25 protein-coding genes are annotated in these 25373 nt (G+C 72.4%); 13 read left to right on the top strand and 12 right to left on the bottom strand.

Annotated features, from left to right (window positions below; genetic code table 11):
- The first annotated feature begins 244 nt into the window (after positions 1-244).
- Positions 245-1420: an acyltransferase gene (locus TNCT1_RS02420; RefSeq protein ID WP_143627628.1), complete on the top strand. Its 1176-nt coding sequence runs from the start codon at positions 245-247 to the stop codon at positions 1418-1420.
- A 207-nt stretch (positions 1421-1627) separates the two neighbouring features.
- Here the strand turns inward: TNCT1_RS02420 and leuE are convergent, their stop codons facing one another.
- Together leuE and TNCT1_RS02430 are read right to left on the bottom strand one after the other, a co-directional pair.
- Positions 1628-2278 (bottom strand): leucine efflux protein LeuE, encoded by a 651-nt coding sequence (gene leuE / locus TNCT1_RS02425; protein ID WP_143627630.1) that lies wholly within the window; start codon positions 2276-2278, stop codon positions 1628-1630.
- A gap of 67 nt (positions 2279-2345) precedes the next feature.
- Positions 2346-3926 (bottom strand): methylmalonyl-CoA mutase, encoded by a 1581-nt coding sequence (locus TNCT1_RS02430; RefSeq protein WP_143627632.1) that lies wholly within the window; start codon positions 3924-3926, stop codon positions 2346-2348.
- A gap of 82 nt (positions 3927-4008) precedes the next feature.
- On the opposite strand from TNCT1_RS02430, the gene TNCT1_RS02435 reads away from it, so the two are divergent.
- Complete coding sequence (locus tag TNCT1_RS02435; RefSeq protein WP_143627634.1) at positions 4009-4911, top strand: L,D-transpeptidase family protein; 903 nt, start codon at positions 4009-4011, stop codon at positions 4909-4911.
- A gap of 190 nt (positions 4912-5101) precedes the next feature.
- Here TNCT1_RS02435 and TNCT1_RS02440 read toward each other — a convergent pair whose 3' ends face one another.
- The 5 genes from TNCT1_RS02440 to TNCT1_RS02460 form a co-directional block, all read right to left on the bottom strand.
- Positions 5102-6256 (bottom strand): hypothetical protein, encoded by a 1155-nt coding sequence (locus TNCT1_RS02440; RefSeq protein ID WP_143627636.1) that lies wholly within the window; start codon positions 6254-6256, stop codon positions 5102-5104.
- Positions 6256-6918: an RNA polymerase sigma factor gene (locus TNCT1_RS02445; protein ID WP_143627638.1), complete on the bottom strand. Its 663-nt coding sequence runs from the start codon at positions 6916-6918 to the stop codon at positions 6256-6258. The genes TNCT1_RS02440 and TNCT1_RS02445 overlap by 1 nt, the downstream gene beginning before the upstream one ends.
- A gap of 279 nt (positions 6919-7197) precedes the next feature.
- The gene (locus TNCT1_RS02450; RefSeq protein WP_143627640.1) at positions 7198-8064 is read right to left on the bottom strand and encodes a hypothetical protein; all 867 of its coding nucleotides are present in this window, start codon (positions 8062-8064) and stop codon (positions 7198-7200) included.
- A 121-nt stretch (positions 8065-8185) separates the two neighbouring features.
- Entirely contained in the window at positions 8186-8821 is a 636-nt protein-coding gene (locus TNCT1_RS02455) for an RNA polymerase sigma factor (protein WP_143627642.1), read from the bottom strand.
- 116 nt (positions 8822-8937) lie between these two features.
- Complete coding sequence (locus tag TNCT1_RS02460; protein WP_143627644.1) at positions 8938-9432, bottom strand: hypothetical protein; 495 nt, start codon at positions 9430-9432, stop codon at positions 8938-8940.
- A 224-nt stretch (positions 9433-9656) separates the two neighbouring features.
- Between TNCT1_RS02460 and TNCT1_RS02465 the strand changes: the two genes are divergently transcribed.
- On the top strand, positions 9657-12344 hold the full coding sequence (locus TNCT1_RS02465) for an FG-GAP-like repeat-containing protein (protein WP_143627646.1): 2688 nt from the start codon (positions 9657-9659) through the stop codon (positions 12342-12344).
- 130 nt (positions 12345-12474) lie between these two features.
- On the opposite strand, the gene TNCT1_RS02470 is transcribed toward TNCT1_RS02465, so the two are convergent.
- The 4 genes from TNCT1_RS02470 to TNCT1_RS02485 form a co-directional block, all read right to left on the bottom strand.
- Entirely contained in the window at positions 12475-12867 is a 393-nt protein-coding gene (locus TNCT1_RS02470; protein ID WP_174266114.1) for a hypothetical protein, read from the bottom strand.
- Between the two features lie 292 nt (positions 12868-13159).
- Positions 13160-13717 (bottom strand): hypothetical protein, encoded by a 558-nt coding sequence (locus TNCT1_RS02475; RefSeq protein WP_143627650.1) that lies wholly within the window; start codon positions 13715-13717, stop codon positions 13160-13162.
- A gap of 91 nt (positions 13718-13808) precedes the next feature.
- A complete protein-coding gene (locus TNCT1_RS02480; RefSeq protein ID WP_143627653.1) occupies positions 13809-14480 on the bottom strand; it encodes a DUF4328 domain-containing protein in 672 nt (223 codons plus the stop codon).
- 72 nt (positions 14481-14552) lie between these two features.
- Positions 14553-16178 carry a glycoside hydrolase family 20 protein gene (locus tag TNCT1_RS02485; protein ID WP_373920452.1) on the bottom strand — a complete coding sequence of 542 codons (1626 nt, stop codon included), beginning with the start codon at positions 16176-16178 and terminating at the stop codon, positions 14553-14555.
- A gap of 154 nt (positions 16179-16332) precedes the next feature.
- On the opposite strand from TNCT1_RS02485, the gene TNCT1_RS02490 reads away from it, so the two are divergent.
- The 10 genes from TNCT1_RS02490 to TNCT1_RS02535 all read left to right on the top strand — a co-directional run bounded on the left by TNCT1_RS02490 (position 16333) and on the right by TNCT1_RS02535 (position 23576).
- The gene (locus TNCT1_RS02490; RefSeq protein ID WP_143627655.1) at positions 16333-16905 is read left to right on the top strand and encodes a 2-oxo-4-hydroxy-4-carboxy-5-ureidoimidazoline decarboxylase; all 573 of its coding nucleotides are present in this window, start codon (positions 16333-16335) and stop codon (positions 16903-16905) included.
- 188 nt (positions 16906-17093) lie between these two features.
- Complete coding sequence (gene sdhC, locus TNCT1_RS02495) at positions 17094-17474, top strand: succinate dehydrogenase, cytochrome b556 subunit (protein ID WP_143627657.1); 381 nt, start codon at positions 17094-17096, stop codon at positions 17472-17474.
- A 5-nt stretch (positions 17475-17479) separates the two neighbouring features.
- The gene (locus TNCT1_RS02500) at positions 17480-17962 is read left to right on the top strand and encodes a succinate dehydrogenase hydrophobic membrane anchor subunit (RefSeq protein WP_143627659.1); all 483 of its coding nucleotides are present in this window, start codon (positions 17480-17482) and stop codon (positions 17960-17962) included.
- A 19-nt stretch (positions 17963-17981) separates the two neighbouring features.
- Positions 17982-19736: a succinate dehydrogenase flavoprotein subunit gene (sdhA, locus tag TNCT1_RS02505; protein ID WP_143627662.1), complete on the top strand. Its 1755-nt coding sequence runs from the start codon at positions 17982-17984 to the stop codon at positions 19734-19736.
- Positions 19736-20515, top strand: coding sequence for a succinate dehydrogenase iron-sulfur subunit (locus TNCT1_RS02510; RefSeq protein WP_143627664.1), 780 nt, complete (start codon positions 19736-19738; stop codon positions 20513-20515). Before sdhA ends, TNCT1_RS02510 begins: the two co-directional genes overlap by 1 nt.
- Positions 20516-20665: 150 nt before the next feature.
- Positions 20666-21292 (top strand): hypothetical protein, encoded by a 627-nt coding sequence (locus TNCT1_RS02515; protein ID WP_143627667.1) that lies wholly within the window; start codon positions 20666-20668, stop codon positions 21290-21292.
- A gap of 91 nt (positions 21293-21383) precedes the next feature.
- Positions 21384-21794: a VOC family protein gene (locus tag TNCT1_RS02520; protein WP_143627669.1), complete on the top strand. Its 411-nt coding sequence runs from the start codon at positions 21384-21386 to the stop codon at positions 21792-21794.
- A gap of 94 nt (positions 21795-21888) precedes the next feature.
- A complete protein-coding gene (locus tag TNCT1_RS02525; RefSeq protein ID WP_143627671.1) occupies positions 21889-22296 on the top strand; it encodes a hypothetical protein in 408 nt (135 codons plus the stop codon).
- Positions 22293-22787: a thiol-disulfide oxidoreductase DCC family protein gene (locus TNCT1_RS02530; protein WP_143627673.1), complete on the top strand. Its 495-nt coding sequence runs from the start codon at positions 22293-22295 to the stop codon at positions 22785-22787. Before TNCT1_RS02525 ends, TNCT1_RS02530 begins: the two co-directional genes overlap by 4 nt.
- Positions 22788-22796: 9 nt before the next feature.
- Positions 22797-23576 carry a TetR/AcrR family transcriptional regulator gene (locus tag TNCT1_RS02535; protein WP_143627675.1) on the top strand — a complete coding sequence of 260 codons (780 nt, stop codon included), beginning with the start codon at positions 22797-22799 and terminating at the stop codon, positions 23574-23576.
- A gap of 18 nt (positions 23577-23594) precedes the next feature.
- Here the strand turns inward: TNCT1_RS02535 and TNCT1_RS02540 are convergent, their stop codons facing one another.
- On the bottom strand, positions 23595-25139 hold the full coding sequence (locus TNCT1_RS02540; RefSeq protein ID WP_143627677.1) for an ABC transporter substrate-binding protein: 1545 nt from the start codon (positions 25137-25139) through the stop codon (positions 23595-23597).
- Between the last annotated feature and the right edge of the window lie 234 nt (positions 25140-25373).

The following is a 25373-nucleotide window of genomic DNA, read 5'->3' on the forward strand; positions in this document are numbered from 1 at the left end:
AGCAAAGACTGTGTATACGGCGGCATGCCTTGCGTTTGCCGAATCGTGGGGGTTGATGGAGAAACTAGGAAGCCAAAACGACGCCGGGGTGAACAAGCCGGGACGGCAAGGCGAATGGTTGGGCTGTCAACCAAGCATTTCCCGTGATTCGGCCAGGGAGCGGCGATCCCATGACACGGCAATGGGCACTTTCACAAAAGGGATAGCGATTATCGACGGTTTATCGATTAGGTTCGGGGGCACCATGCCTGCTTCTTCGTCCTCCCTTGCCGCCGTTCCCGCTCCCGCGGTGCCCGAGGCGGGCTCCGCCCCCTCCACCCGCACCGCCCGGCGGGGCCGGCTGCACGCCCTCGACGGTCTGCGGCTCGTGGCCGCGCTGATGGTCTGCCTCTACCACTACGCCGGACGCGGCGGGACGGTCTCGGCGTCCTGGCACCAGAGCCCGTCGCGTGTCTTCCCGACCCTGTCCCAGGTGGCGACGTACGGCTGTCTCGGCGTCCAGTTCTTCTTCGTCATCAGCGGCTTCGTCATCTGCATGAGCAGCTGGGGCCGCAGCCTCGGCGACTTCTTCCGGTCCCGGGTCGCCCGTCTCTACCCCGCCTACTGGGTCGCCCTGGTGCTGGTCACCGGTGCCGCGCTGGTGCTGCCGGCCGTGGTGCACGCGGTCCGGCCCGACGAGTTCCTCGTCAACCTGACGATGCTGCAGCAGCCGATGGGCGCGCCGCGGGTGCTGGGCGTGTGCTGGACGCTCTGGGTCGAGGTGCGCTTCTACGCGCTGTTCGCCCTGTTCGTGGTCCTGCCCGGGGTCACCTACCGGCGGGTGGTGCTGTTCGCCGGTGTATGGACGCTGACGGCGGTGGTGTGCCGCACCAGCGGCAACGAGCTGACGGACCAGCTGGTCATGCCGGAGTACGCGCCCTTCTTCGTCGGCGGTCTCGCCCTCTACCTGATCCACCGCTTCGGCGGCGACCTGCTGTTGTGGGGCATCGTGGCCGTCTCGTGGCTGCTCGGCCAGGAGACGGCCACGCAGGCGCTGTGGCACCCGGGCGCGCACGGCGACTTCGTCCGCAGCCCGCTGGTGATCCTGCTGGTCGTCACCCTCGCCTTCGCCGCCGTGGCGGCCGTGGCGCTGGGCTGGACCGGCCGGGCGAACTGGCCCTGGCTGGCCACGGCCGGCGCGCTGACCTACCCGTTCTACCTGGTCCACGAGCACCTGGGCTGGTTCGTCATCCGGGTGCTGCACCGGGGGCTCGGGCTGCCCGCGTATCCGACGCTCGCGGCGGCGGTGCTGGGCATGCTGGGGCTGGCGTGGCTGATGCACCGGTTCGTGGAAAAGCCGTTCGGTCCCCGGCTGAAAAAGGCTCTGAAGAAATCCCGTACACCGGCTGTTCCGGCCTCGTTCACCTTGCCGAAACGGTAAAAGGGAAAAGGCCGGTCCGGCGGGAGATCCGGACGTTGGTAATCCGTTCACCTTTCCTTGGCTTCCGCACCGCACCTCGGGGCCGGCGTTCTCCCGGGCCGTAGTTCTCCCTCTCCCGGCGCGGCCTGGAGGCCGCCCCGGCGGAAGGTGACCGGCCGCCCGGCCCGGTGCCCTGACGGGCCACCAGGAATGCGGGCGGCCCGCTGGTCAGGCGCCGGCCAGTGACAGCTTGACGGCGAAGCCGAGGAACAGCGCGCCGGCCGCCGAAGTGGCCGTGGCCGACAGCCGCTTGCGGCGGCGGAAGGCGGCGGCGAGACGGGTGCCGCCGAATATCAGCGCGCTCAGGTACAGGAAGCTGGCCGCCTGCGCGAACGCGCCGAGGACGACGAAGGAGAGGGCCGGGTAGGCGTAGCCCGGGTCCACGAACTGCACGAAGAAGGCGACGAAGAACAGGATCGCCTTGGGGTTGAAGAGGCTGACCACCAGGGCGCGTCGGAAGGGCCGCTCCTCGGCCGCGACGGCGGGGGCGGCGTCCTCGGCGGCCTGCTCCCGCCGGGTCCGCCACATCTGCCACGCGGACCGCATCATCCCGATCGCCAGCCAGGTCAGATAGCCGGCGCCGGCGTACTTCACGATGTCGAACAGCACGGCGTTGGCCTGCAGCAGCGAGGCCACGCCGGCGGCGGACAGCGTCATCAGCACGGTGTCCCCGCACCACACGCCGGCGGCCGCGGTGTAACCGGACCTCACGCCGCGCCGGGCGGCGACGGAGAGGACGTAGAGCGAGTTGGGACCGGGCAGCAGGACGATGAGGACGAGCCCTGCCAGGTAGGTGGGGAGATCGATGACGCCGAACATGGCAAGGAGTGTCGCACGCGGGTACGACAGTGCGGCCGGGGATTCCGGGGGCCGAGACGGGCCGGGATCAGAACGCGTCCGAGGGCACGTGGCTCCCCCAGACCGACCGGAGGGCGTCGCACACCTCGCCCACCGTCGCCCGCGCCCGCAGCGCCTCCTTCATCGGGTACAGGACGTTGTCCTCGCCCGCCGCGGTCTTCTTCAGCGCGGTCAGCGCCGCGTCCACCGCGCCGCCGTCCCGCTCGGCCCGCAGCCGGGCCAGCCGCTCGGCCTGCCGGGCCTCGATGGCCGGGTCCACGCGCAGCGGCTCGTACGGCTCCTCCTCGTCGAGCCGGAAGCGGTTCAGGCCGACCACCACACGCTCGCCGGAGTCGGTCTCCTGGGCGATGCGGTACGCGTTCCGCTCGATCTCGGCCTTCTGGAAGCCCCGTTCGATGGCCGCCTCGGCGCCGCCCAGGTCCTCCACCCGGCGCATCAGGTCCAGCGCCGCCGCCTCCACGTCGTCGGTCAGCCGCTCCACCGCGTAGGAACCGGCGAAGGGGTCGACCGTCGCCGTCACGTCCGTCTCGTGGGCCAGCACCTGCTGGGTGCGCAGGGCAAGGCGCGCGCTCTTGTCCGTCGGCAGCGCGATCGCCTCGTCGAAGGAGTTGGTGTGCAGGGACTGGGTGCCGCCGAGGACGGCGCCGAGGGCCTGCACCGCGACCCGGACCAGGTTCACCTCCGGCTGCTGGGCCGTGAGCTGGACGCCCGCCGTCTGGGTGTGGAAGCGCAGCATCAGGGACTTCGGGTCGCGCGCGCCGAAGTCCTCCCTCATGACCCGTGCCCAGATCCGGCGTGCCGCGCGGAACTTGGCGACCTCCTCCAGCAGCGTCGTGCGGGCCACGAAGAAGAAGGACAGGCGGGGCGCGAAGTCGTCCACGTCCATGCCCGCCGCCACGGCCGTGCGGACGTACTCGATGCCGTCCGCGAGGGTGAAGGCGATCTCCTGCGCGGGTGAGGCGCCCGCCTCGGCCATGTGGTAGCCGGAGATGGAGATGGTGTTCCACCGGGGGATCTCGGCGCCGCAGTACTTGAAGATGTCCGCCGTCAGGCGCAGCGAGGGCTTGGGCGGGAAGATGTACGTCCCGCGCGCGATGTACTCCTTCAGGACGTCGTTCTGGATGGTGCCGGTCAGCCGGTCGGCCGGTACGCCCTGCTCCTCCGCCACCAGTTGGTACAGGAGCAGCAGGAGGGCCGCCGGGGCGTTGATCGTCATCGACGTGGAGACCTGGTCCAGCGGGATGCCGTCGAACAGCACCCGCATGTCCTCGATCGAGTCGATGGCCACGCCGACCTTGCCGACCTCGCCGTGCGCGAGGGGCGCGTCGGAGTCGTGGCCCATCTGGGTGGGCAGGTCGAAGGCGACGGAGAGGCCGGTGGTGCCGTGGGCGATGAGCTGCCGGTAGCGGGCGTTGGACTCCGCCGCCGTGCCGAACCCGGCGTACTGGCGCATGGTCCAGGGGCGGCCGGTGTACATCGTCGGGTACACCCCGCGCGTGTAGGGGTATCCGCCCGGTTCGCCGAGCTTCCCGGCCGGGTCCCAGCCGGCCAGGTCGCCGGGCCCGTAGACCGGCTCGATCGGCAGTCCCGACTCCGACTCACGTGCCATGGATGCCTCCGCAGTACGTTTCCGACACCACCTCACCATGCCCCGTAGTTCGGCGGCGGTCACGCGGGGAAGCATCTCCGGCATGAGGATCCCGGGGAGATCTGCCGCCGTACTCGCCGCACTCGTCTCGACCGCCGCCCTCGCCGCGCTCAGCGGCTGCACCGTGCAGCCCGGGGACGCCGACGGCAAGCACCACCTGCCGGTGCGCATCCAGCTTCCGTCCGGCAACGCTCCCGCCGTCACCCGGTCGGCCGCGTCCGGCGGGCAGTCCGCGTCCGGCGGGCGGACCGCGTCCGGCGGACCGGCCTCACCGGCCTCCCCGGCTCCCGCCACCAGGCCGGCCGGGCCCGCGCCCCGGGTGCTGTGGTCGCGCGGCGACAGCGGCAGCGGGGTGCGCGAACTGCAGGCACGGCTGCGCCAGGCCGACTGGCTGTTCGACGGGCCGACCGGGACGTACGACGACCTCACCGAGCGGGCCGTCAGCGGCTTCCAGGGCAAGCGCGGGCTGCCGCGGACCGGCGAGCTGGACACCGTCACCTGGCAGCGGCTGCTGGCCATGACCCACCGGCCGGGCAAGTGGGAGCTGTACCTGATGGGCGGTCAGCCGGCCGACGCGCCCGACCCGCGCTGCCTGACCGGGCGGGTGCTGTGCATCAGCAAGACCAGCCGGACCCTGCGCTGGATGGTCGACGGGCGCACGCTCCAGACGATGTCCGTCCGCTTCGGCAGCCAGTACACCCCGACCCGCGAGGGTGTGTTCCACGTCTACTGGAAGTCACGGCACCATGTGTCGACGCTCTACGACTCCCCCATGCCGTACGCGCTGTTCTTCAGCGGCGGCCAGGCGGTGCACTACTCCTACGACTTCGCGGCCCGGGGCTACGCCGGCGGCTCGCACGGATGCGTCAACGTGCGGGACGAGGCGGCGATCGCCGCGCTCTTCGCCCAGGCGAGGGTGGGCGACAAGGTCGTCGTCCACTGGTGAGCGATTCGGGGCGCGGGCGGGACCGGGGGAACGTGTCCCGCCCGCGCCATATGCACGAGCCGTAGGTACGGGGGGAACCCCGGCTCAGTGCGACGGCCGATGACCAGTCGGCTCACTCAGTACTGCGTCACGGGCGCCAGAAACGTCACACGTCTCGCGAAAAAATTTTCGCGGATGACAAAACCGCAGGTCAGAGGGCTGAGTACGTGGGGCTCGGCGAGGCGGCCGGACCAGAGCCGTGCCGGCCGGGAGCCAGGGGCGTGCCGGTGGACGCGGAGGGGGACATCACCACGCCGCGGTGGCCGCCGGCATGACCGTGCCCTCGGCCGTCCTCGTCGCCGCCCTGGCCGTTCTCGTCACCGTTGCCGGTGCCGCCCTTGCCCTTGCCGTTCCCCTTGCCGTTGCCGTTCCCCTGGCCGCCGTTCTCCCCGTCGCCCGAGCCGTCACCCGAACCGTTGCCGGCGTCGTCGCCCCCGGCGGAGGAGGTGCGGCCCGCCAGGACGGACTCGCAGTACTTGGCGACCCGTGCGGCGCCGCCCGCCAGACCCTCCAGGGCCCGCCTGCGGCTGTTGCCCAGCTCCTTGCCGTCGCGGATGTCACGGCAGGCCGCACCGGCCTCCCGCCACGAGCTGCCGCCGGGGCCGCCGGGCACGCCGGGGCCGGGGCTGCCGCCCTGGCCGGGGCCGGCGGTCACGCCGGCCGAGGGCGCGCCGCCGGCGGACGCGCCGGGGCCGCCGCCGGGGGTGCCCGTGCCGTCGCCGGGGCCCAGCGGCGCCCGCGTGGAGGGCGAGACGCGCGGCCGTCCGTGCGTCTCGTCCGCGGAGACGGAGGCGGCGGGAGCCGGACGGTCCTGCTGGAACGGGATGGGCAGCACTCCGCTGCCGGCGGCCACGGCGACCCCGCCGAGGGTGCCGGCGGCCACCGCCGCGGCGAGCGTCAGCCGGACCGGCCGGGCCCAGCGCGGGCGCCGGGAGCGGCTTCCGGAACGGGCCGGGGCGGCGATGCGCACCAGGCCTTCGCGGGCGCCGCCGGCGAGCGGCGCGGCGCCCCCGCCGGCACCGCCGTCGGCGAAGGCCGCGGCCGTTCGCTCGGCCTCGGCGGCCTCGCGGGCCTTGCGGAACGCGGCCAGCGCGGCTTCCTCGCCGCGCAGTTCGCCGCTCGCGTCGGGGGCCGGGACGGAGAGTGCGCTCAGCGCTTCGGCGAGCCGTTCGGCCTGGTCACGGGCCGCGGGTTCGAGGAACTCGAGCGACTCGCCGCGCAGCAGACGTTCCGCCGTTTCCCCGGTGAGCCAGTCGCCCGGGGCCCGGTGGTCCTCCCCCGGGGAATCACAGCGCTCGTCGGCCATCACATGTCCTTCTGCGTCCGCGGACGCGTATGCGTCACAGTGGCGGACGTCACCGCGCTGCCACGCGGTTCTCGCTGGGGCGGCAGCGCGCCGAGCGCACCCGCCGATTCCGGATCGGCGCCGAGCAGTTCCGCGAGCCGTTTCAGACCCCGGTGCGCGGCGGTTCGTACGGCGCCCGCGCGCTTGCCGAGCGTCTCGGCGGCGGACTTGGCGTCGAGGCCCATCACCACGCGCAGGACGACCGCTTCGGCCTGGTCCTGCGGGAGGCGCGCGATGAGCGAGAGGGTGCTGTCGGTGGCCAGGGCCTCCAGTGCCTCGCCGGCCGTGTCGGAGTCGGCGGGCCGGCCGGTCAGTTCCGTCTCGTCGCCGCCGATGGCGGGGCGGCGGCCGCGCATCCGGATGTGGTCCAGCGCCCGGTTGCGGGCGATCCGGGCGGCCCAGCCGCGGAAGCGGTCGGCGTCGCCGCTGAACCGGTCCAGGTCCCGGGATATCTGCAGCCACGCCTCGGACGCGACGTCCTCCGCGTCCGGGTCGCCGACCAGCGTGCGTACGTAGCCCAGCAGTCTCGGCTGCACCGCGCGGTACACCGTCCGGAACGCGGTCTCGTCCCCGCCCTGTGCCGCACGCACCGCGGCGGTCAGCTCCGCGTCGTCCCCCAGCACCGCACTCCCTTTACGCCATGTCTTCGGTCCGGCGCGAATGGCACGTTACGACGTGAAACCTCTGCTCGTCCATGTCTGTAGAAGATGCAACTAACTCGTGACACGTCGGGGAGCGACGGGGTGTGACAGAAAACGCACCCTTGGCGCTGAAGGAAGTACGGGCCGCGGCGCGGTCCGTGAAGCGCGACGGCCGGGGCCTCTCCTGTGGGGGGTGGCGGCCCCGGCCGTTGCCCTGGCCCCCGGACCACCGCCCGGGTGAGGCCGCTTCTCCTCGCCTGCCTACTTGGGTCCGGCCGCCTTCTTGCCCGTACCGCCGCCGTTGCGCGCGCTGTTGTCCGCGCCGTTGGTCGAGCCGTTGCCCGTGCCGTTCGTCGCGCCGTTCGTCGCGCCGTTCGTCGCGCTGTTGTTGACGTTGCCCGCGCCGTTGCCCGTGCCGTTGCCCGTGCCGTTGCCCGGAGTGCTCGTCCGCGCGGGCGAGGGCGTCCGTGCCGGGCTCGCGAGCCGCGCCGCGCAGTAGTCGGCGACGTCGTCCTCACCGCCCGCGGCGAGCACGAGCCGCTGCCAGGCCGTGGAGTCCAGCGCCTTGCCCCGGCCCCGGACCTGCTCGTAGGCGCGGCAGTGGGCGCGCGTGTCCTGGGCGTTCGCGGGGTGGTCCGGGCGGGCCGAGGGCGCCGCGGACACGGTGCCGCCCGGCTCGGCGGTCCGGTGCCGGTCCGTCGTGCCCGCCGTGTTCTGCGCGCTCACCGGCGGCCGCGTACGGCGCGGGCCGGTGCCGCCGTCGTCGTGCCCGGCGAACCCGGGAGAGCCCATCGCCGCGAAGGCGACGCCGCCCAGCGTGAGACTCGCGAGGAGAACGGAGAGCGTGGTGCGCAGCGAAAGCCTCGCGCGGTGCGGACGGCCGGGCCGCCAGTCGTCCCGGCGCCTGGTCCGCGCCCGCCGCCCGGAGTCCCGGGCGGTGCGGAAGGCGGCGACGGCGCGCCGCTCCGCCTCGGGGTCGACGCCGTCCGCGCCGTCCCCGCGGAGGGCGTCGGCGATGCGGGCCTCGAACCCGGTGTCCGGACCGGCCGTCGCGGAGCCGAGGACGGTGCCGCCCGGGTGCCCGCGCCGGCGGGCGGGCAGCCCCTCGCCGCTCAGCCGTTCACCCATGCCTGTTCCCGTCCCTGGTGCGGCCCGCCCGGCCCGCCGGACCGCCCGGGGAGCCTCGTGCCACTGCTTGTGCCGATGGTGCCGCTTCCGCCTGATCCATACGGACGTGGGACGCCACCGTTCATTTCGACTCCCCCAGCGTCCGGGGGCCGTCATCCGTCACACCCTCGTCCCCGGCGCCCGGGCCGCCCAGTTGACGGGCGAGCCGCTTGAGCCCGCGGTACGCGGCGGTGCGGACCGCGCCGGGGCGCTTGCCGAGCACCCGTGCCACGGAGGGGCCGTCGAGGCCGACGACGACCCGGAGCAGTACGGCCTCGGCCTGGTCGCGGGGCAGGGCGCGGACCAGTTCCAGGGCCCGCTGGGTGGAGATGGACTCCAGCGCCTGGTCGTGCGTGCTGTGCGGTCCGGGCAGGTCCAGCACGTCCTGTTCGAGCACCGCGGCCGTCCGGGGCCGTACCCGCTGTCTGCGCAGGTGGTCCAGTGCCCGGTGGCGGGCGATGGTGGCGGTCCAGCCGCGGAACCCGGCGCCGTCACCCTTGAACCGTCCGAGGTCGCGGGCTATCTCCAGCCAGGCGTCGGAGGCCACGTCCTCGGCGTCCTCGCCGACCAGGCCGCGCAGATAGCCGAGCAGGCCCGGCTGCACGATCCGGTACGCCACCGCGAACGCGGTCTCGTCCCCGTCCTGGGCCCGCGCGACGGCAGCGCCCAGTTCTCCGTCGTACGCCTGTACGCGGCGGGGTTCGCCTCCCTGGCCCAAGAACCGTCCGTCCTCGTCCGTACCGGGCCCGGTCCGTTCCCGCGCCCCCAGGTGATCAGCGCCGCGGCTCACAGTTTTGTCACAGCGCCGCGTCCGCCGGCGCGGGACGACGGACCTCAGTGCGCCGGCGGGACCGGGTCGACGCAGTCCACGAGCACCGCGCGGTGGGCGGTGTCGACGAGGAACGAACCGCTGTAGCGCCCCTGGGACACGGACCGGTCGAGCCGGTCGCTCCGTCGCCATCCGGCCCCGCGGGGAAGGAACTCCACGATCTCCTCGGGCAGTCTCTCCGGGGCCGCCGCGACCGGGTGCGCCCCCAGGTCCCGCACGACCCGGGCGAAGGCCCCGGGCGCGAGCACGACGACGCCGGCGAGCCGTACGTCCGTCGGTCCGGGCACGCGCGCGTCGCCGGCGCCGAGGACCACACCGCACCAGTGCGCCCGCTCCGGCTTCCCGAAGAGCGGGAAGCGCTTCTCCAGCGGCGCGCGGTCGGTACGCACCGAGCACCGGCCGGAGGCGTTCGCGCCGTCGTCCGGCGAGGCGCACGAGGTGAGCGGGGCGAGCGAGACGAACGCCGCCAGTCCCGCGGCGAGTACGCGTGTGTGTCCCACTGCCGACCGCCCGGTCCCCTCGTCGATGCCCGGCCCGGCGTGCCACCGGGTGGCCGAGCGCCCGTCAGTGCCGACGGTACCGCGGGGAGCGTGGCGCGACCGGCCCTTCCACGGCGGGCAGTTGGGCGCCGGGGCGAGTGACGTTCCGCGGTGTCCGTGCGCTGGGAGGGTGTCACCTGTGTGACAGGTGAGGTCACCGTGTTCTTTTTCTAGGGGTGGGACAGTTGAGTCCTCGCAGGACCCATGCGTACAGACCGCTCAGTCTCAAGCGCCGGGCGTGGCTGACGCTCGGCGCCGTGGTGCTGGGCGGTGCCGGGGCCGTCACCTACGCGGTCGCGGACCCGGGTGCGCACAACGACGGCAAGGGTGCGGGCCGCGGGCCGTCCGTGCACACAGTGAAGCTGGCGGACCAGGGCAGGGGCCGCCGAGGGCTCGGCAAGCAGGACACCGCGCGGTTCAGCGCCGCACTGCTCACCTGGGACAACGAACGGGCCGAGCTGAAGGGCACCCCGGAGCTGCGCTACCGCTCACGGGAGACCGGCCAGTGGTCGGACTGGGCGAAGCTGCCCGACGACCCGTTCTCCGCCGACGGAGCCGAGGGCGCCCGGGCCGAGGCGCGCGGCGGCACCGGGTCCATGTGGACGGGCGACGCGGACGGCGTCGCGGTCCGGGTGGTGAACGCCGACGGCACCACGACGCCCGGGCTCCCGGCCGGGATGGACGTCAAGCTGCTCGACCCGGGTACGGACCCGGCGGGCAGCCCGCAGCCGGCCGCGTTCGCCGCGGACCCCACCACGTCACCGGAGCCGTCCGACCCGGCGTCGTCCGACCCGGCGTCACCGGCGCAGTCCCCCGCCCCCAGCGACTCGGTCACCGCCCCGGAGACGGCCTCGCCCTCGCCCTCGGTGTCCGACCCGAGCGGCCCGTCGGTCTCCGACTCCGTCTCGCCGTCCCCGTCGAGCACGATCCCGGCGCCGCGCCCCTCCACGGTGGTCAAGCCGCCGGTCATCACCCAGGCCGAGTGGGGCGCGTCCACCGACTACGACGGCACCCCGAGCTACGGCACGGAGATCAAGGCCGCCGTCATCCACCACACCGGCGTCGACAGCGACAACACCGTGTCCTGCGCCGACTCGCGGGCCCGGATGCGCACGATCCAGCAGGAGCACTTCTCCCGCGGCTACTTCGACATCGGCTACAACTTCGTCGTCGACCGCTGCGGCCAGATCTTCGAGGGCCGCAGCGGCGGCATGGACCTGCCGGTGGTGGGCGCGCACGACATCGGGTTCAACACGAACACGGTCGGCATCTCCTACATCGGCAACTACATGACCGCGAAGCCGTCCCGGGCCGCGCTGGACTCGATCGCGCGGATCGTGGCGTGGAAGTTCGGCATGTACGGCGTCGACCCGACCGGCAAGGTCACGCTGACCTCCGGCAGCCCCAAGGGCCAGGACGGCAACCTGGTCGACAAGGGCCAGGCCGTCACCCTGCCCCGGGTCTTCGGGCACCGGGACACCAACGCCACCGCCTGCCCCGGCGACAACCTGTACAAGAAGCTGTCCCTGATCGCCACGCTGGCCAAGACCCCGGGCATCTCGCACGCGCTGCCCACCTCCGACCGGGACCGGGACGGTCTGCCCGACCTGGCCGCGGGCACCCCGAAGGCGAACTCGGTGACGGTCGTGCCGGGCGGGGTGGACGGGCCGGTCTCCGCGCGGAAGCTCACCCTCACCCAGAACAGCCCGGGCGTCCCCGGCAGTTCGGAGTCCGGTGACAGTTTCGGCGCCTCCACCGCCTGGGGCGACGTCAACGGCGACGGCTACGCCGACCTCGCGATCGGCGTGCCCGGCGAGGACGACACCAGCGGCCACGCCGACCGTGGCGCGGTCACCGTCATGTACGGACCCGGCCTGAACTCCGGCTTCTCCTACACCACGTCGGGCAGCGTCACGGCGACCGGCGCCAAGCTCGGCTCCGCCGTCGCGGTCGGCGACTTCAACGCCGACGGCAAGGCCGACGTGTTCTCGGCCGGCGCAGGCAAGGGCGGCAACTGGAACGTGCGGCTGACCGGCGGCGCCACCAGCTCCGGCACGCTGACCACCGCCACCGGCTCCGTCGCCTACCTGGACGCGGCGACCGGCGACTTCAACCGGGACGGCTACGCCGACGTCGCCCTCAACTACCGTGACGCGGGCGGCATCGGCCGTGTCGTGCGGTTCGCGGGCTCGGCGACCGGCCTGACCAAGGCGGGCGTCATCTCGGTCAAGGGCGGCCGGTCGATCGCCGCCGGTGACGTGAACGGCAACGGCTACGACGACATCGTCATCGGCCAGCCGTACGCGAGCGAGTCCGGGGGCAAGTCGGGCGGCCAGGTCACCCTGGTGCCGGGCTCCTCGACCGGGTTCACCACCACCGGCATGGTCACGGTCCACCAGGACACCGCGGGCGTCCCCGGCGCCAACGAGTCCGGCGACGCGATGGGCGCCTCCGTCTCGGTCGGCGACTACAACGCGGACGGCTACCCGGACGTGCTGACCGGCCTGCCCGGTGAGGACATCACGCGCGGCGGCGTCAACCGGGCCGACGCGGGCTCGGCCCTGCTCATCAAGGGCGGCGCCGCCGGCCTGACCGGCTCCGGCGCGGTCGCGGTCTCGCAGGACACCTCCGGTGTTCCCGGCAGCACCGAGAGCGGCGACAAGGCCGGCTCGTCGGTGTCCCTGACCGACCTGACCGGGTACGGCCGCGCCGACCTGACGCTCGGTGTGGCGGGCGAGGACAGCGGCAACGGCATCCTGATGTACCTGCCGAGCAACAGCTCCGGTCTCGGCTACAGCCAGACGGTCGTCCTCGGCAGGACGGCGCTGGGCACCCCGGCGGGCGCCGGGCTGGGCGTGACGCTCACCCCCTGACACCCGCGCGCGACACCGGCCGGGACTCCGCCACGCGGCGGGTCCCGGCCGGTGCGCGTCCGAGGCCGGTACGCGTCCGAGGCCGGTATGTGCCGCCGGGGCGCCCGGTGCCGGGCGCCGGGCGCCGGTGTCAGCCGGGTGGTGCGCTCGTGGCGTCCCGGCACAGCAGCCGCAGCGAGCCGTGGCCGGCGTAGGCGCGGCGGGCCTCGTCGATGGGGTCCCACAGCCGGCCGTCGGGCGTGCGGACCCAGTACTCGCCGCCGGACGACCACCACTCGGCGCCGGTCCGGCGGACGACGACCTCGCCGGCGTAGGCGCCGAAGCCGCGCAACGCGTGCTCGACCGCCGCGTACGGCGGCCCCTCGCGGCGGATGCCGTCGATCATCCGGTCCAGCCGCCACAGGCTCTGCACCGAGTAGTCGAGCCTGAGCCGCGCGCCCTCGCGCATGGCGGCCACCGCGTCCGCGGCCCAGCGTGCGGGCTTGGCCGCGGCGTGCGGCCGGGTCTCCTGCTGTGCTGTCACGTAGTGCGCTGTCACATAGGGAAGAGCGGGCCGCCCACGGCATCCGTCACAGCGATCCGGCGGGTCCCCGCAACCGGCGCAGGACCACCCCACCACCGCCCCAGGACGGACACAGCACTCCCCCAGACCCGAGGTTTACGCCCCCCAGGCCTGAAACGGCCGGCCCACCGGGCGCCGGCCGGGATCGTGCGGCCGGCCCCGGGCGTCCGGTCCGGGCGGAACGGAAGCCGGGACCGGTGCGGCCCGGGACGGGGCGGCCCGGGACGGGGCCGGGCGGTCCGGGGCGGGAGCGTCAGCCGCGGCTGCGGGCCCGGCGGGAGACCACCGCGCTCAGCACCCGGCGGCCCTCGACGGAGACGTCCAGGGCCCGGCGCAGGCCGTTCGCACCGTGTTCGGCGACGAGTTCCAGGACAACGGTCTGGCGGCGCAGTTCCGCGGCGACGAGCGGGGGCAGGTCCTCCACGTCGCCGGTGCGGCCGGCCTCGACGTCGCCGGCGCCGTCCGCGCCGTCGGCCGCGGGGTCCAGGAGCCGGTGGACGCGCAGGGAGGCGACGGAGCAGGCGTCCGCCCAGGCCCGTAGCGCCTCGGTGGTGCGCTCCGCCGGGGCCTCGTCCAGCATGCGGTGGGCGAGCCGGGCGGCCTCGTCCTCGTCGGAGTCCTCCGGGCCCAGCGCGCCGCGCGCCTTCTCCAGGCCCACGCCCCAGTCCGAGCCCTCGGCGACGCTGGCCCACAGCGGGCGCAGCACCTCGTCGTCGCCGCCCAGCAGGGGCACGCACCGATCCAAACAAGCCAGACCGCTCACGGCCAGCCCCCGCTCGCCGGCCCGCGCGATCAGTTCCACCAGGCTCATGGAAGCCTCCCTCGCCAAGGCGCCGCTTATACGGAGCCCACACTTCCCCTTACTGCGTGCAACGGGCCGAGGGTGTCACAGCCGAAGGTTTTCAGCCAAGAGCCGGGACGAAGACAGGTCCGGCGAGGATCCTCTCCTGCTGCATCCGGGTCAGCCGCAGGACGAGCCGGGCCGCGAGGACGGCGGCCACGATGTCCACCGCGTCCGCTGCCATCCCCTGCAGCGCGGCGTTGCGGAACTCGGGGGCCGTGACCGCCGAGTCGTAGAGGCCCGCCATGAGCGGGCCCACGCCCGTGGAGACGAGCCACAGCGCCCACCAGAGGTTGACCAACGCGTGGCGCGGGGGCGTGCCGAGGGGGCCGCTGGAGTCCCAGACGTCCAGGACCACGCGCCGGGGGAACCAGAAGTTCGCCAGCGGCACCACCCAGCCGGCGATCACCCACGCCCGCGCCTTGCTGTGCCCGTCCGGGCGGAACACCTCGGCGTTGACCCGCACCCGGTACAGCCAGACCAGGAACACCAGCGCGCAGACCAGCCAGGTCACCGTCTGGAGCGCTCCGGCCGCCGCGTACAGGTGGTCCGCGCGCGCCGCGCGGGGGGAGGGCGTGGCGCCGATGCCGGTGCCCGCCGCCAGAACGCCGGCCTCGCGGTAGACGTGGTAGCCGGCGCCGACGGCGAGCAGGTCGGTGACGGCGACCAGCACCAGCAGCGCGCAGGCGAGCCGCCCGAGCGTGCGCGGCGGGCGCAAGCGTGCAACGGACATGACATTTCCCCCCGAGGTGTCCTCCGCGTGCCGTACGCACGGCACGCGGAAGATACCGTGCCCGGCGGCCGCTCAGCCCAGCCGGTTCGCCAGGGCCCTGAACTCGGCCCAGGACAGCGCCGGCTTCCCCGGGTCCCACAGCTTCTGCACGGTGGCCCTGAGCGGCATCCGGATCCCGGCGGCGACCTGCGCCTCGGTCTGGGCGCCCGGGATGTCGCTCCACACGGCGAACGAGCCGCCGGGGATCTGCCCGTCGTAGCTGGACGGGACGGCGGTGGTGCCGCGCAGCACGAGCGGGTTCCACTGCTCGTAGATCCGCTGCCCGGTCGGGTAGACGAAGGTCTGCGGCTGGCCGAGGACGTAGTACATGAACTCGTCGTTGTAGTTGAGGACCTTGCGGCCGGCGCGCAGGTACTCCACCGGCTGCCGGGCGCCGATCTCCTTGCCGGTCCAGTAGGCGACCTGGAGGTCCTTGGCGGGCTGCACGGAGGTGTTGCGGAAGAAGCCGTCGTTCCAGGCCCGCATGGTGCGGTGGTGGGCGCGCACGGTGGCCGCGCGGTCGTTGAGCCAGCCGGTGGCGAGGTCGGCGACGGTCGCGCCGGAGCCGTACCGCTGCCGGGCCGCGGCCGCGAGCTGCGGGTAGGAGGCCTGCGGGTCGGAGACCGTCAGCGCCTGGTACTCGTCGCCGCCCAGATGCCACTGGCCGCCCGGGAAGACCCCGGCGTACTCGTTGAGCAGATCGTCGACGATCTTCGCGGAGCCGGGCTTGGAGATGTCGATCGCGCCCCGGGTGGCGACCCCGTTCGCGTTGCGCAGCTGCAGGTCGGGGTGGGCGGCTATGACCGCGCCGAGGTGTCCGGGCGAGTCGATCTCGGGCACCACGGTGATGTGCCGGCTGTTCGCCAGGTCCACGATCCGCTTGACCTGCGCCTTGGTCAGATGGTCCGTGGAGACGATCTCGGGGTGGCTGCTGGACTCGATCCGGAAGGCCTGGTCGTCGGAGAAGTGCAGCCCCAGCTCGTTGAACTTCAGGTCGCCCAGCTCGCGTATCCGGTCCTCGATCCAGGACGCGCTGTACGGCTTGCGGGCGATGTCCAGGTTGAAGCCGCGCACCGGCTTGGCGGGCTGGTCGCGCACGACGCCCTCCGGCGCCGTGCCGCCGCCGTGCACCTCCTGCTTGAGGGTGCGGGTGCCGTAGAAGACACCGGCCTGGGCCGGCCCGCTGATGTCGACCCGGCCGTCGCGCACGGTCATGGTGTACGACTCAGGGTTGCCGCCGCCGCTGCCCAGCGTGAGCCGGACGTCCCCGGCCCGCTTGTCGTTCTTCTGCCCCGCGTACGCCAGGCCCAGCTCACCGGCGGTCAGCCGGCCCTCGTCGGCCAGCGACGGGTCGCCGATCACCAGCCGGTCGCCCTTCTGCGGGCGCCAGCCGGGGCCGTGCGCCGCGGTGTGCGATCTGACCGCGGGTATGGTCTGCGGCGCCCGGGAGAGCGGATAGGAGCGGCTGGGCGACGGACTGCTCGGCGCCCGGCCCGCCGGGGCCTGCGCCACGTCCTGCGCCGGTCTACCGCCGCTGTCCGCCGAGGCCCAGACGCCGACGCCCACACCGAGCGCGACGGTCCCCGCGAAAGCCGCGGCCACCGCCGCCCGCTTCCGCCTCACCTGCTGCGCCGACGCCCGGCGCCTGTGCTGGCTCACTCAGCCAACGTACGACCGATCGGCCCGCGACCCGTCATCGAGGGGTTCCGAAACTCTTCCGTACGGGTGAAATTCAGATACCCGTCGGACACACTGTGACCACTCTCGATAACGTAGCGACACAGCCTTCACAAGATCCCCTGCCACACCACATGTGACGCGAGGACCCACGCTGCCTGCGCATCGTCTCCCGTACCTCCCCACGCCGCTGGACGCCTTCAACGCCGCCCCCGCCGACGAGGCGGGCGCGATGCTGCTGCGCTGCCTGCGCGATCCGCGCTGGTCAGGGCGGATCGCCGAGCACCGCCCCTACCCCGACCTGGACGCCCTGCTGGCCGCGTCGGACGAGGCGGTCTACGACCTGTCCGCGGCCGAGCTCGCCGGGGCGCTCGCGGGCGAGCCGCTGCCCGAGCTGCCGGCGGACACCTACTCGGCGGCGCACATGGCGCTGAGCGCGGCCCACGCGGCCTACGAGGCGAGATTCGGACACACGTTCGTCATCTATCTCGGCGACACCCCGGCGCACGAGGTCATCGACCGCATCCTCGAGGGCATCCGGTCACGATTGGCGAACGATCCGGAGGAGGAGCGGGTCATCGCGGCGGAGGAGCTGCGGCGCCTGGCGAAGCACCGGCTGGCGACGTACCTGGCGCGCCCGGCGCCGGGCTCGTCCGCGGGTCCGCCGACCGGCGCGACCAGCCACAACACGCCCGCTTCCGGGATATGAACGCACCTTCCACCCGAATGCCGCACCCCTAGCCCGTCCGGTGCCACTTTGATCACACAAGTAGGCCCCCCGTAAGCCACGCCGCGCCGCATGGATACGATGCTGAGGGCCGGTGGACCGTACCCGGCCGGGCCCGACCGACCGTGAAGCCGGCGCGGCCCTAGTCCCCGCTCCCGGAGGGTTCTTCCGTGCCGGCTGGAACGCTGTACCGCGGACGGGAAGGAATGTGGTCCTGGGTGGCTCACCGAGTCACCGGCGTCCTCATCTTCTTCTTCCTGTTCGTCCATGTGCTGGACACCGCACTCGTCCGTGTCTCCCCCGAGGCCTACGACAAGGTCGTGGCGACGTACAAGACGCCGATCGTCGCGCTGCTGGAGTACGGCCTCGTCGCCGCCATCCTGTTCCACGCGCTCAACGGCCTGCGCGTCATCGCCGTCGACTTCTGGTCGAAGGGCCCGCGCTACCAGAAGCAGATGTTCTGGACCGTGATGGGCGTCTGGATCGTCCTGATGGTCGGCGCGATCTACCCGGTCCTCGGCCACGCCGCTCGTGCCCTGTTCGGGAGCTGACACTCATGTCCACGACTGAAACCCCCGCGTCCGGAGTCGGCCCCGTCGAGAGCACCCCGGTGTACTCCGTCGACAACCCGGCCCCCCTGATCGAGGCGCCGCGCAAGCGCACCAAGAAGTCCCCCAAGTCCACCCGGGGCAACTTCGAACTGGCCGCCTGGCTGTTCATGCGCCTGTCCGGCGTCGTGCTCGTCGTCCTCGTGATCGGCCACCTGCTGATCCAGCTCGTGCTGGACGGCGGCGTCTCCAAGATCGGCTTCGCCTTCGTGGCCGGCCGCTGGGCCTCCCCCTGGTGGCAGGTCTGGGACCTGCTGATGCTGTGGCTGGCGATGCTGCACGGCGCCAACGGCCTGCGCACGGTCATCAACGACTACGCCGAGCGGCCTGCCTCCCGCATGTGGCTGAAGGCCCTGCTGTACACCGCGACGGTGTGGACCATCCTGCTGGGCACGCTGGTGATCTTCACCTTCGACCCGAACATCCGCTAGGCACGGGGCTGCGAGAATCATGAAGATCCACAAGTACGACACAGTCATCGTCGGCGCCGGCGGCGCCGGCATGCGCGCGGCCATCGAGTCGACGAAGCGCAGCCGCACCGCCGTGCTGACCAAGCTCTACCCCACCCGCTCCCACACGGGCGCCGCGCAGGGCGGCATGGCCGCCGCGCTGGCCAACGTGGAGGAGGACAACTGGGAGTGGCACACCTTCGACACGGTCAAGGGCGGTGACTACCTGGTCGACCAGGACGCCGCCGAGATCCTGGCGAAGGAGGCCATCGACGCCGTCCTCGACCTGGAGAAGATGGGCCTGCCGTTCAACCGGACGCCCGACGGGACGATCGACCAGCGCCGCTTCGGCGGTCACTCCCGCAACCACGGCGAGGCCCCGGTCCGCCGGTCCTGCTACGCCGCGGACCGCACCGGCCACATGATCCTCCAGACGCTGTACCAGAACTGCGTCAAGGAGGGCGTGGAGTTCTTCAACGAGTTCTACGTCCTGGACCAGCTCATCACCGAGGTCGACGGCGTCAGGAAGTCGGCCGGCGTGGTGGCGTACGAGCTGGCGACCGGCGAGATCCACATCTTCCAGGCGAAGGCCGTGATCTACGCCTCCGGCGGCACCGGCAAGTTCTTCCGGGTGACCTCCAACGCGCACACCCTCACCGGTGACGGCCAGGCCGCCGTCTACCGCCGGGGCCTGCCGCTGGAGGACATGGAGTTCTTCCAGTTCCACCCGACCGGCATCTGGCGCATGGGCATCCTGCTGACGGAGGGCGCCCGCGGTGAGGGCGGCATCCTCCGCAACAAGGACGGCGAGCGCTTCATGGAGAAGTACGCGCCGGTCATGAAGGACCTCGCGTCCCGTGACGTCGTCTCCCGCTCCATCTACACGGAGATCCGTGAGGGCCGCGGCTGCGGTCCCGAGGGCGACCACGTCTACCTGGACCTCACGCACCTCCCGCCGGAGCAGCTCGACGCCAAGCTCCCGGACATCACCGAGTTCGCGCGGACCTACCTCGGCATCGAGCCCTACACGGACCCGATCCCGATCCAGCCGACCGCGCACTACGCCATGGGCGGCATCCCGACCAACGTCGAGGGCGAGGTCCTGGCGGACAACACCACCGTCGTCCCGGGTCTCTACGCGGCCGGCGAGGTCGCCTGTGTCTCCGTGCACGGCGCCAACCGCCTGGGCACCAACTCGCTGCTGGACATCAACGTGTTCGGCCGCCGCGCGGGCATCGCCGCCGCCGAGTACTCCCACAGGTCCGACTTCGTCGAGCTGCCGGAGGCCCCGGAGGCGTTCGTCGTCGAGCAGATCGAGCGGCTGCGCAACTCCACCGGCAGCGAGCGGGTGGCCACCATCCGCCGTGAGCTGCAGGAGACCATGGACGCCAACGTCATGGTGTTCCGCACCGAGCAGACGATCAAGACGGCCGTCGAGAAGATCGCCGAGCTGCGCGAGCGCTACAAGAACGTGGCGATCCAGGACAAGGGCAAGCGGTTCAACACCGACCTCCTCGAGGCGATCGAGCTGGGCAACCTGCTCGAACTGGCCGAGGTCATGGCGGTCTCGGCCCTCGCCCGCAAGGAGTCCCGCGGCGGTCACTACCGCGAGGACTACCCGAGCCGCGACGACGTCAACTTCATGCGGCACACGATGGCGTACCGCGAGGTCGGCGCAGACGGCTCGGAAACCGTCCGTCTCGACTACAAGCCGGTCGTCCAGACCCGCTACCAGCCGATGGAGCGTAAGTACTGATGGCTACCCCTGTTCTGGACAAGGCGGACGCGGCCGGCCAGCCCGAGCCCGGCTTCGCCGACTCCCCCTACATCACCGTCACCTTCCGGATCCGCCGGTTCAACCCGGAGGTCTCGGCCGAGGCGACCTGGGAAGACTTCCAGCTGGAGATCGACCCCAAGGAGCGCGTCCTCGACGGTCTGCACAAGATCAAGTGGGACGTCGACGGCACCCTGACCTTCCGCCGTTCCTGCGCCCACGGCATCTGCGGCTCCGACGCCATGCGGATCAACGGCAAGAACCGCCTGGCGTGCAAGACGCTGATCAAGGACATCAACCCCGAGAAGCCGATCACGGTCGAGCCCATAAAGGGCCTCACGGTCCTGAAGGACCTGGTCGTGGACATGGAGCCGTTCTTCCAGGCGTACCGGGACGTCATGCCGTTCCTGGTCACCAAGGAGACGAACGAGCCGACGCGCGAGCGTCTGCAGTCCGCCGAGGACCGCGCGCGCTTCGACGACACCACCAAGTGCATCCTCTGCGCCGCGTGCACGTCGTCCTGCCCGGTGTTCTGGAACGACGGCCAGTACTTCGGCCCGGCCGCGATCGTGAACGCCCACCGCTTCATCTTCGACAGCCGTGACGAGGCGGGCGAGCAGCGCCTGGAGATCCTCAACGACCGCGACGGCGTGTGGCGCTGCCGCACGACCTTCAACTGCACGGACGCATGCCCGCGCGGTATCGAGGTCACCAAGGCGATCCAGGAAGTGAAGCGCGCGCTGATCACGCGTCGCTACTGATTCCCTTCCGCGTCCAGCGAGTCGGGCCCCGTATCCGGTCATCCGCCGGAGACGGGGCCCTTCGCCGTTCCCGGGGCGGCCGGCGGCAGGGGCGACGGATGGCAGGATGATCACTCGATCCGACGAAGCGGCCATCAGGGGGACGCCAGCATGACCGAGCCGAATCCGCAGACCGGCGCGAACCACCCGTGGGGCCCGGGGCACCCTCCGGCGGCGTCCGCGCCGCCCCCGGGCGCCCCCGCGCACCCCCCGGCCGGGCCCGGCTACGGCTACCCGGCGCAGCCCCCGGGCGCGCCCGGCTACGGCTACCCGGCCCAGCCCCCGACCGCGCCCGGCTACGGCTACCCGGCGCCCGCGCCGCAGCCCGGGTACGGGTTCCCGCAGCAGCCGAAGGCTCCGGGCGGGCCTGCCGCTCCCGCGCCCATGGGCGGCGCCGTGCTGCTGTCGATCGGCGACATCATGGTGACGGGCGATCAGATCGTCACCCCGGCCGGACAGCTGCCGCTGCGCGGCGCGGTCTGGAACGCCACCGACATGTCGCACACCGAGGAGCGGATCCCGCCGCACGCCATCGTGCTCGCCGTGGTCTTCTTCCTGTTCTACCTGCTCGGCCTGCTCTTCCTGCTGATGAAGGAGAAGCGGACCACGGGCTACGTCCAGGTCACCGTGACCAGCGCGGGCCGGCACCACTCCACGATGGTCCCGGCGCGGGATCCGGCCACCTTCCCCGCGATCATGGGGCAGATCAACTACGCCCGGTCGCTGAGCGGTATGTAGGCGCCCCTCGCGCCATACGCGAGAAGCCCCGCCGGACGTGTTCCGGTGGGGCTTCTCGCGTATGGCGCGTTTCCGGCCTTAATGTGACGACATGTCAGACAAAGGGTCGTACGAGCTGCTCGGGTTCGACAACGCGCTGTTCCCCGTCGGCGACCTCGGCGAGGCCGTCGCCTTCTACGAACGCGCCGGGTTCACCGTCGGGTTCCGGCTCGACGAGGCCGGGATCGCCCTGCTGAAGGTCGGCGGCGAGACACCCGGCATCCTGCTGCGCACCGAGGAGGCGCTGGGGCACCGGCCGCCGCCGTGGCCGTCGCCGCGGCTGTGGCTCGAGGTGCCGGACGCGCGGGCGGCGGCCCGGGCGCTGGCCGGCGCCGGGATCGTGCCGCTGGACGAGGTGTTCCCGGGCGCCACCGGCTGGACCGTCGAGATCGCCGACCCCTGGGGGAACGTGCTCGGGTTCACGGACTACAGCAAGCGCCCGGAGCTGGGCCGCCTGAACTGACGCGATCCATCGCCCCCTTGAGTTGAACATGTTCAAAAGCAGGTCTACAGTCATCCCTGTCAGCGTTTTGAACGCGTTCAAGAAGGGGTGGGGCATGGACCGCACCGTCATCGCCTACGTCATCTACCTGGTGGTCAGCGTCGCGCTGACCGTCTGGGTGGCCCGCACGCTCAGCCGCAACGGCAGGGTCTTCCTGGCCGACGTGCTGCACGGCAACGAGAAGCTCGCCGACGCCGTCAACCACCTCCTGGTGGTCGGCTTCTACCTGGTCAACCTCGGCTTCGTGGCGCTGTACCTCAACGACGACGGCGAGATAGACGACACCCGCGGCATCTTCGAGGCCCTGTCGGCCAAGCTCGGGGTGGTGCTGCTGGTGCTCGGCGTGATGCACCTGGGCAACGTGTACGTGCTCAACAGGATCCGGCGGCGCGGGCTGATGGAGCGCGAGCAGCAGCCCCCGGTGCCCCCGCAGGCCTGGGTCCCGCCCACGGCCGGCGCGTGAGCGCGGTGACCTCCGCGCCGGACCGGGACGCCGGATCCGTCCCGGTCCGCGGGCTCACCGTCCTGTACGACGCCGAGTGCGCCCTCTGCGCCCACCTGCGCGACTGGCTCGTGCGGCAGCCGAAGCTGGTGCCGCTCGAGCTGGTCCCGGCCGGCTCGGACCAGGCCCGCCGCCGCTTCCCGGGCCTCGACCACGCCGCCACCCTCGACGAGGTCACCGTGATCGGTGACTCCGGGCAGGTCTACCAGGCCTCCCGCGCCTGGATCGTCGTCCTGTGGGCGCTGCGCGAACACCGCCCGCTCGCCCACCGGCTGAGCACCCCGGCCGGGGCGAAGCTGGCCCGGGCCGCGGTGCTGGCGGCCGCCAAGTGGCGGGGCGCGCAATGGGGCGGGCAGCCGTACCGGCGGACCGACGGGTGGAGGTACGACCCGTACACGGGCTGGACCCACAACCCGCCGTCCTGTTCCGGCGGAGCCTGCGCGACTGGTTAGGCTCCTGTCGTGCCCGCGAAGAACGACGGCCCCGAAGCGGCCGGCCCCCAGAGCAAGTCCGAGCAGACCCGCGCGCTGATCCTGGAGACCGCGATGCGGCTCTTCCAGGAGCGCGGCTACGACAAGACGACCATGCGGGCCATCGCCACGGAGGCCGGCGTCTCCGTCGGCAACGCGTACTACTACTTCGAGGGCAAGGAGCACCTGATCCAGGGCTTCTACGACCGCATCGCCGCCGAGCACCAGGTGGCGGTGCGGGGGGTCCTGGACCGGGAGACGGATCTGGAGGCCCGGCTCGCGGGCGTGCTGACCGCGTGGCTGGACATCGCCCGCCCGTACCACGAGTTCGCGGTCCAGTTCTTCAAGAACGCCGCCGACCCCGACAGCCCGCTCAGCCCGTTCTCCCCGGAGAGCGAGCACGCGCGGGAGCAGGCCATCAGCGTCCACCGGCAGGTGCTGGCCGGCTCGAAGTCGAAGGTGGCGCCCGAACTCAGGGACGTGCTGCCGGAGCTGATGTGGCTGTCCCAGATGGGCCTCGTCCTGTACTGGATCTTCGACCGGACCGAGGGCCGCGAGCGCAGCTACCGGCTGGCGCGGCGGGGGGCGCGGCTGACCGCCCGCGGGGTGGCCCTGGCCCGGTTCCGGGTGCTGCGCCCCCTGGTGCTGGAGGTCCACGAGCTGTTCACGGACTTCCTGCCCGGGATGACGCGGGCGCTGCCGGACCCGGCGGCCAGGGCCGGGCGCGAGGACTCCCGCACGGGCCCGGGCGAGTGCGGGGAAGGGGACTGACCCCTCACCCCCGGTCCGTCAGATCCACTGCAGGCGCCACAGCCGGAACACGCCCGTGCCGTCCGAGAGGTACTGGCCGCCGCCGACGTCCTCGGTGCTGACCACGTACTCCTTGCGCTGCCACAGCGGGATCAGCGGCACGTCGGCCGCCACGTCGCCCTGGATGGCGCGGAAGTCGTTCGAGGCCCGCGAGCGGTCGGCGTACTGCTGGCTGTCGGTGATGAGGGCGTCGACGGCCTTGTTGCTGTAGCCGGTGCTCATGGTGGAGCCGGTGCCGACCAGCGGGGAGCCGAAGGTGTCCGGGTCGGGGTAGTCGGCCACCCAGCCGACCGCCCAGGCGTCCATCTTGCCCGCGGCCCAGCGCTTCTGGAAGTCGGTCCACTCGTAGCCCTGGACGTCCACCTTGAACAGGCCGCCCTTCTCGAGCTGCTGCTTCAGCTCGGCGGACTCCTCCGCGCCGGCGCCCCGGCCCTTGCCGTAGCCGAGGGTGAAGCGCACCGGCAGGCTCACCCCGGCCTCGGTGAGCAGCTCCCGCGCCTTCTTGGCGTTCTGCGTCGGGTAGGTGTCGAAGAAGGACGTGGTGTGGCCGATGATGCCGGTCGGGATCAGCGAGTACAGCGGGTCGACCGTGCCGTCGTACACCTTGGCGGCGAGCTCCTCGCGGTTGACCAGCCAGGCCATGGCCCGGCGCACCCGCGCGTCGTGCAGCGGGGAGGCGGAGCGGGTGTTGAGGTACAGGTTGCGGGTCTCGGAGCTGTCGGACTCGGTGACGCGCTGGGTGGGGTCGCTCGGGTTCAGCTCGGACAGGACCTGCGGCGGCAGCGTGCGGGTGGCGACGTCGACCTGCTTGTGCCGCCAGGCGTTCTGCAGCTGCCCGGAGTCGGCGTAGTAGCGCAGCTCGATGGGGCGGCCGGTCTCGCCGAGGTAGCCCGCGTACTTGGCGTAGGGCGCGAGGACGGCCTTGCGGTCCTTGGTGTACGAGGTCAGCGTGTACGGGCCGGTGCCGTCGACGCCGTCGCCGGTGCGCAGCGCCCTGGCCGGATAGGCGTCCTTGTCCACGATCGAGCCGGCGCCGGTGGCGACCTTCAGCGGGAAGGTGGCGTCCGGGGACGACAGGTGGAAGGTGACGGTCGTCGCGCTGTCGGCGGTCACCGAGCCGAGGGTGGAGAACAGGGACGCCGGGCCGACGTCCGAGTTGATCCTCTTGACCCGCTCGAAGGAGTACTTCACGTCCTCGGCGGTGAGCTTGCGCCCGCTCGGGAAGGTGATGTCGTCGCGCAGGGTGCACCGGTACGTCTTCAGTCCGCCGCCCTCGAAGCCGCAGCTCTTCGCCGCGTCGGGGACGGGCTGGACCCCGCCCGGCTCGAAGGTCAGCAGGGTCTGGAAGACATTGCTGAACAGCGCCCAGGAACCGGCGTCGTAGGCGCCGGCCGGGTCCAGTGAGGTGACGGCGTCGGTCGTGCCGACGGTGATCGTCCGGTTCTTGTCGTCCTGCGACGGCAGCAGCTGCCAGCCGCCGATCCCCACGACGACCAGTACGAGCAGCGTCACGAGAATGCGCATGCGAACAGATCGCATGGTGGTGCCCTCCCCAGGCCTGCCTGCCAAGGCCCTACCCCTGGCCCAGCACAAAATCGGCCACTCCCCTGGTGGCGCGGCTCACCTAATCACACCTGTTTCGGCGGGGGGAAGAGCAATCGGCCCCAATGAGCGAGAACTTACCGAGGCGTTGTTTCCGCCGAATTCCACAGCCTCTCCACAGGGAGCCGCAAGCGGTTTCCGCGGCGGGCGCGGGCC

It is taken from the genome of Streptomyces sp. 1-11, from assembly GCF_007176755.1.
GTDB lineage: Bacteria > Actinomycetota > Actinomycetes > Streptomycetales > Streptomycetaceae > Streptomyces.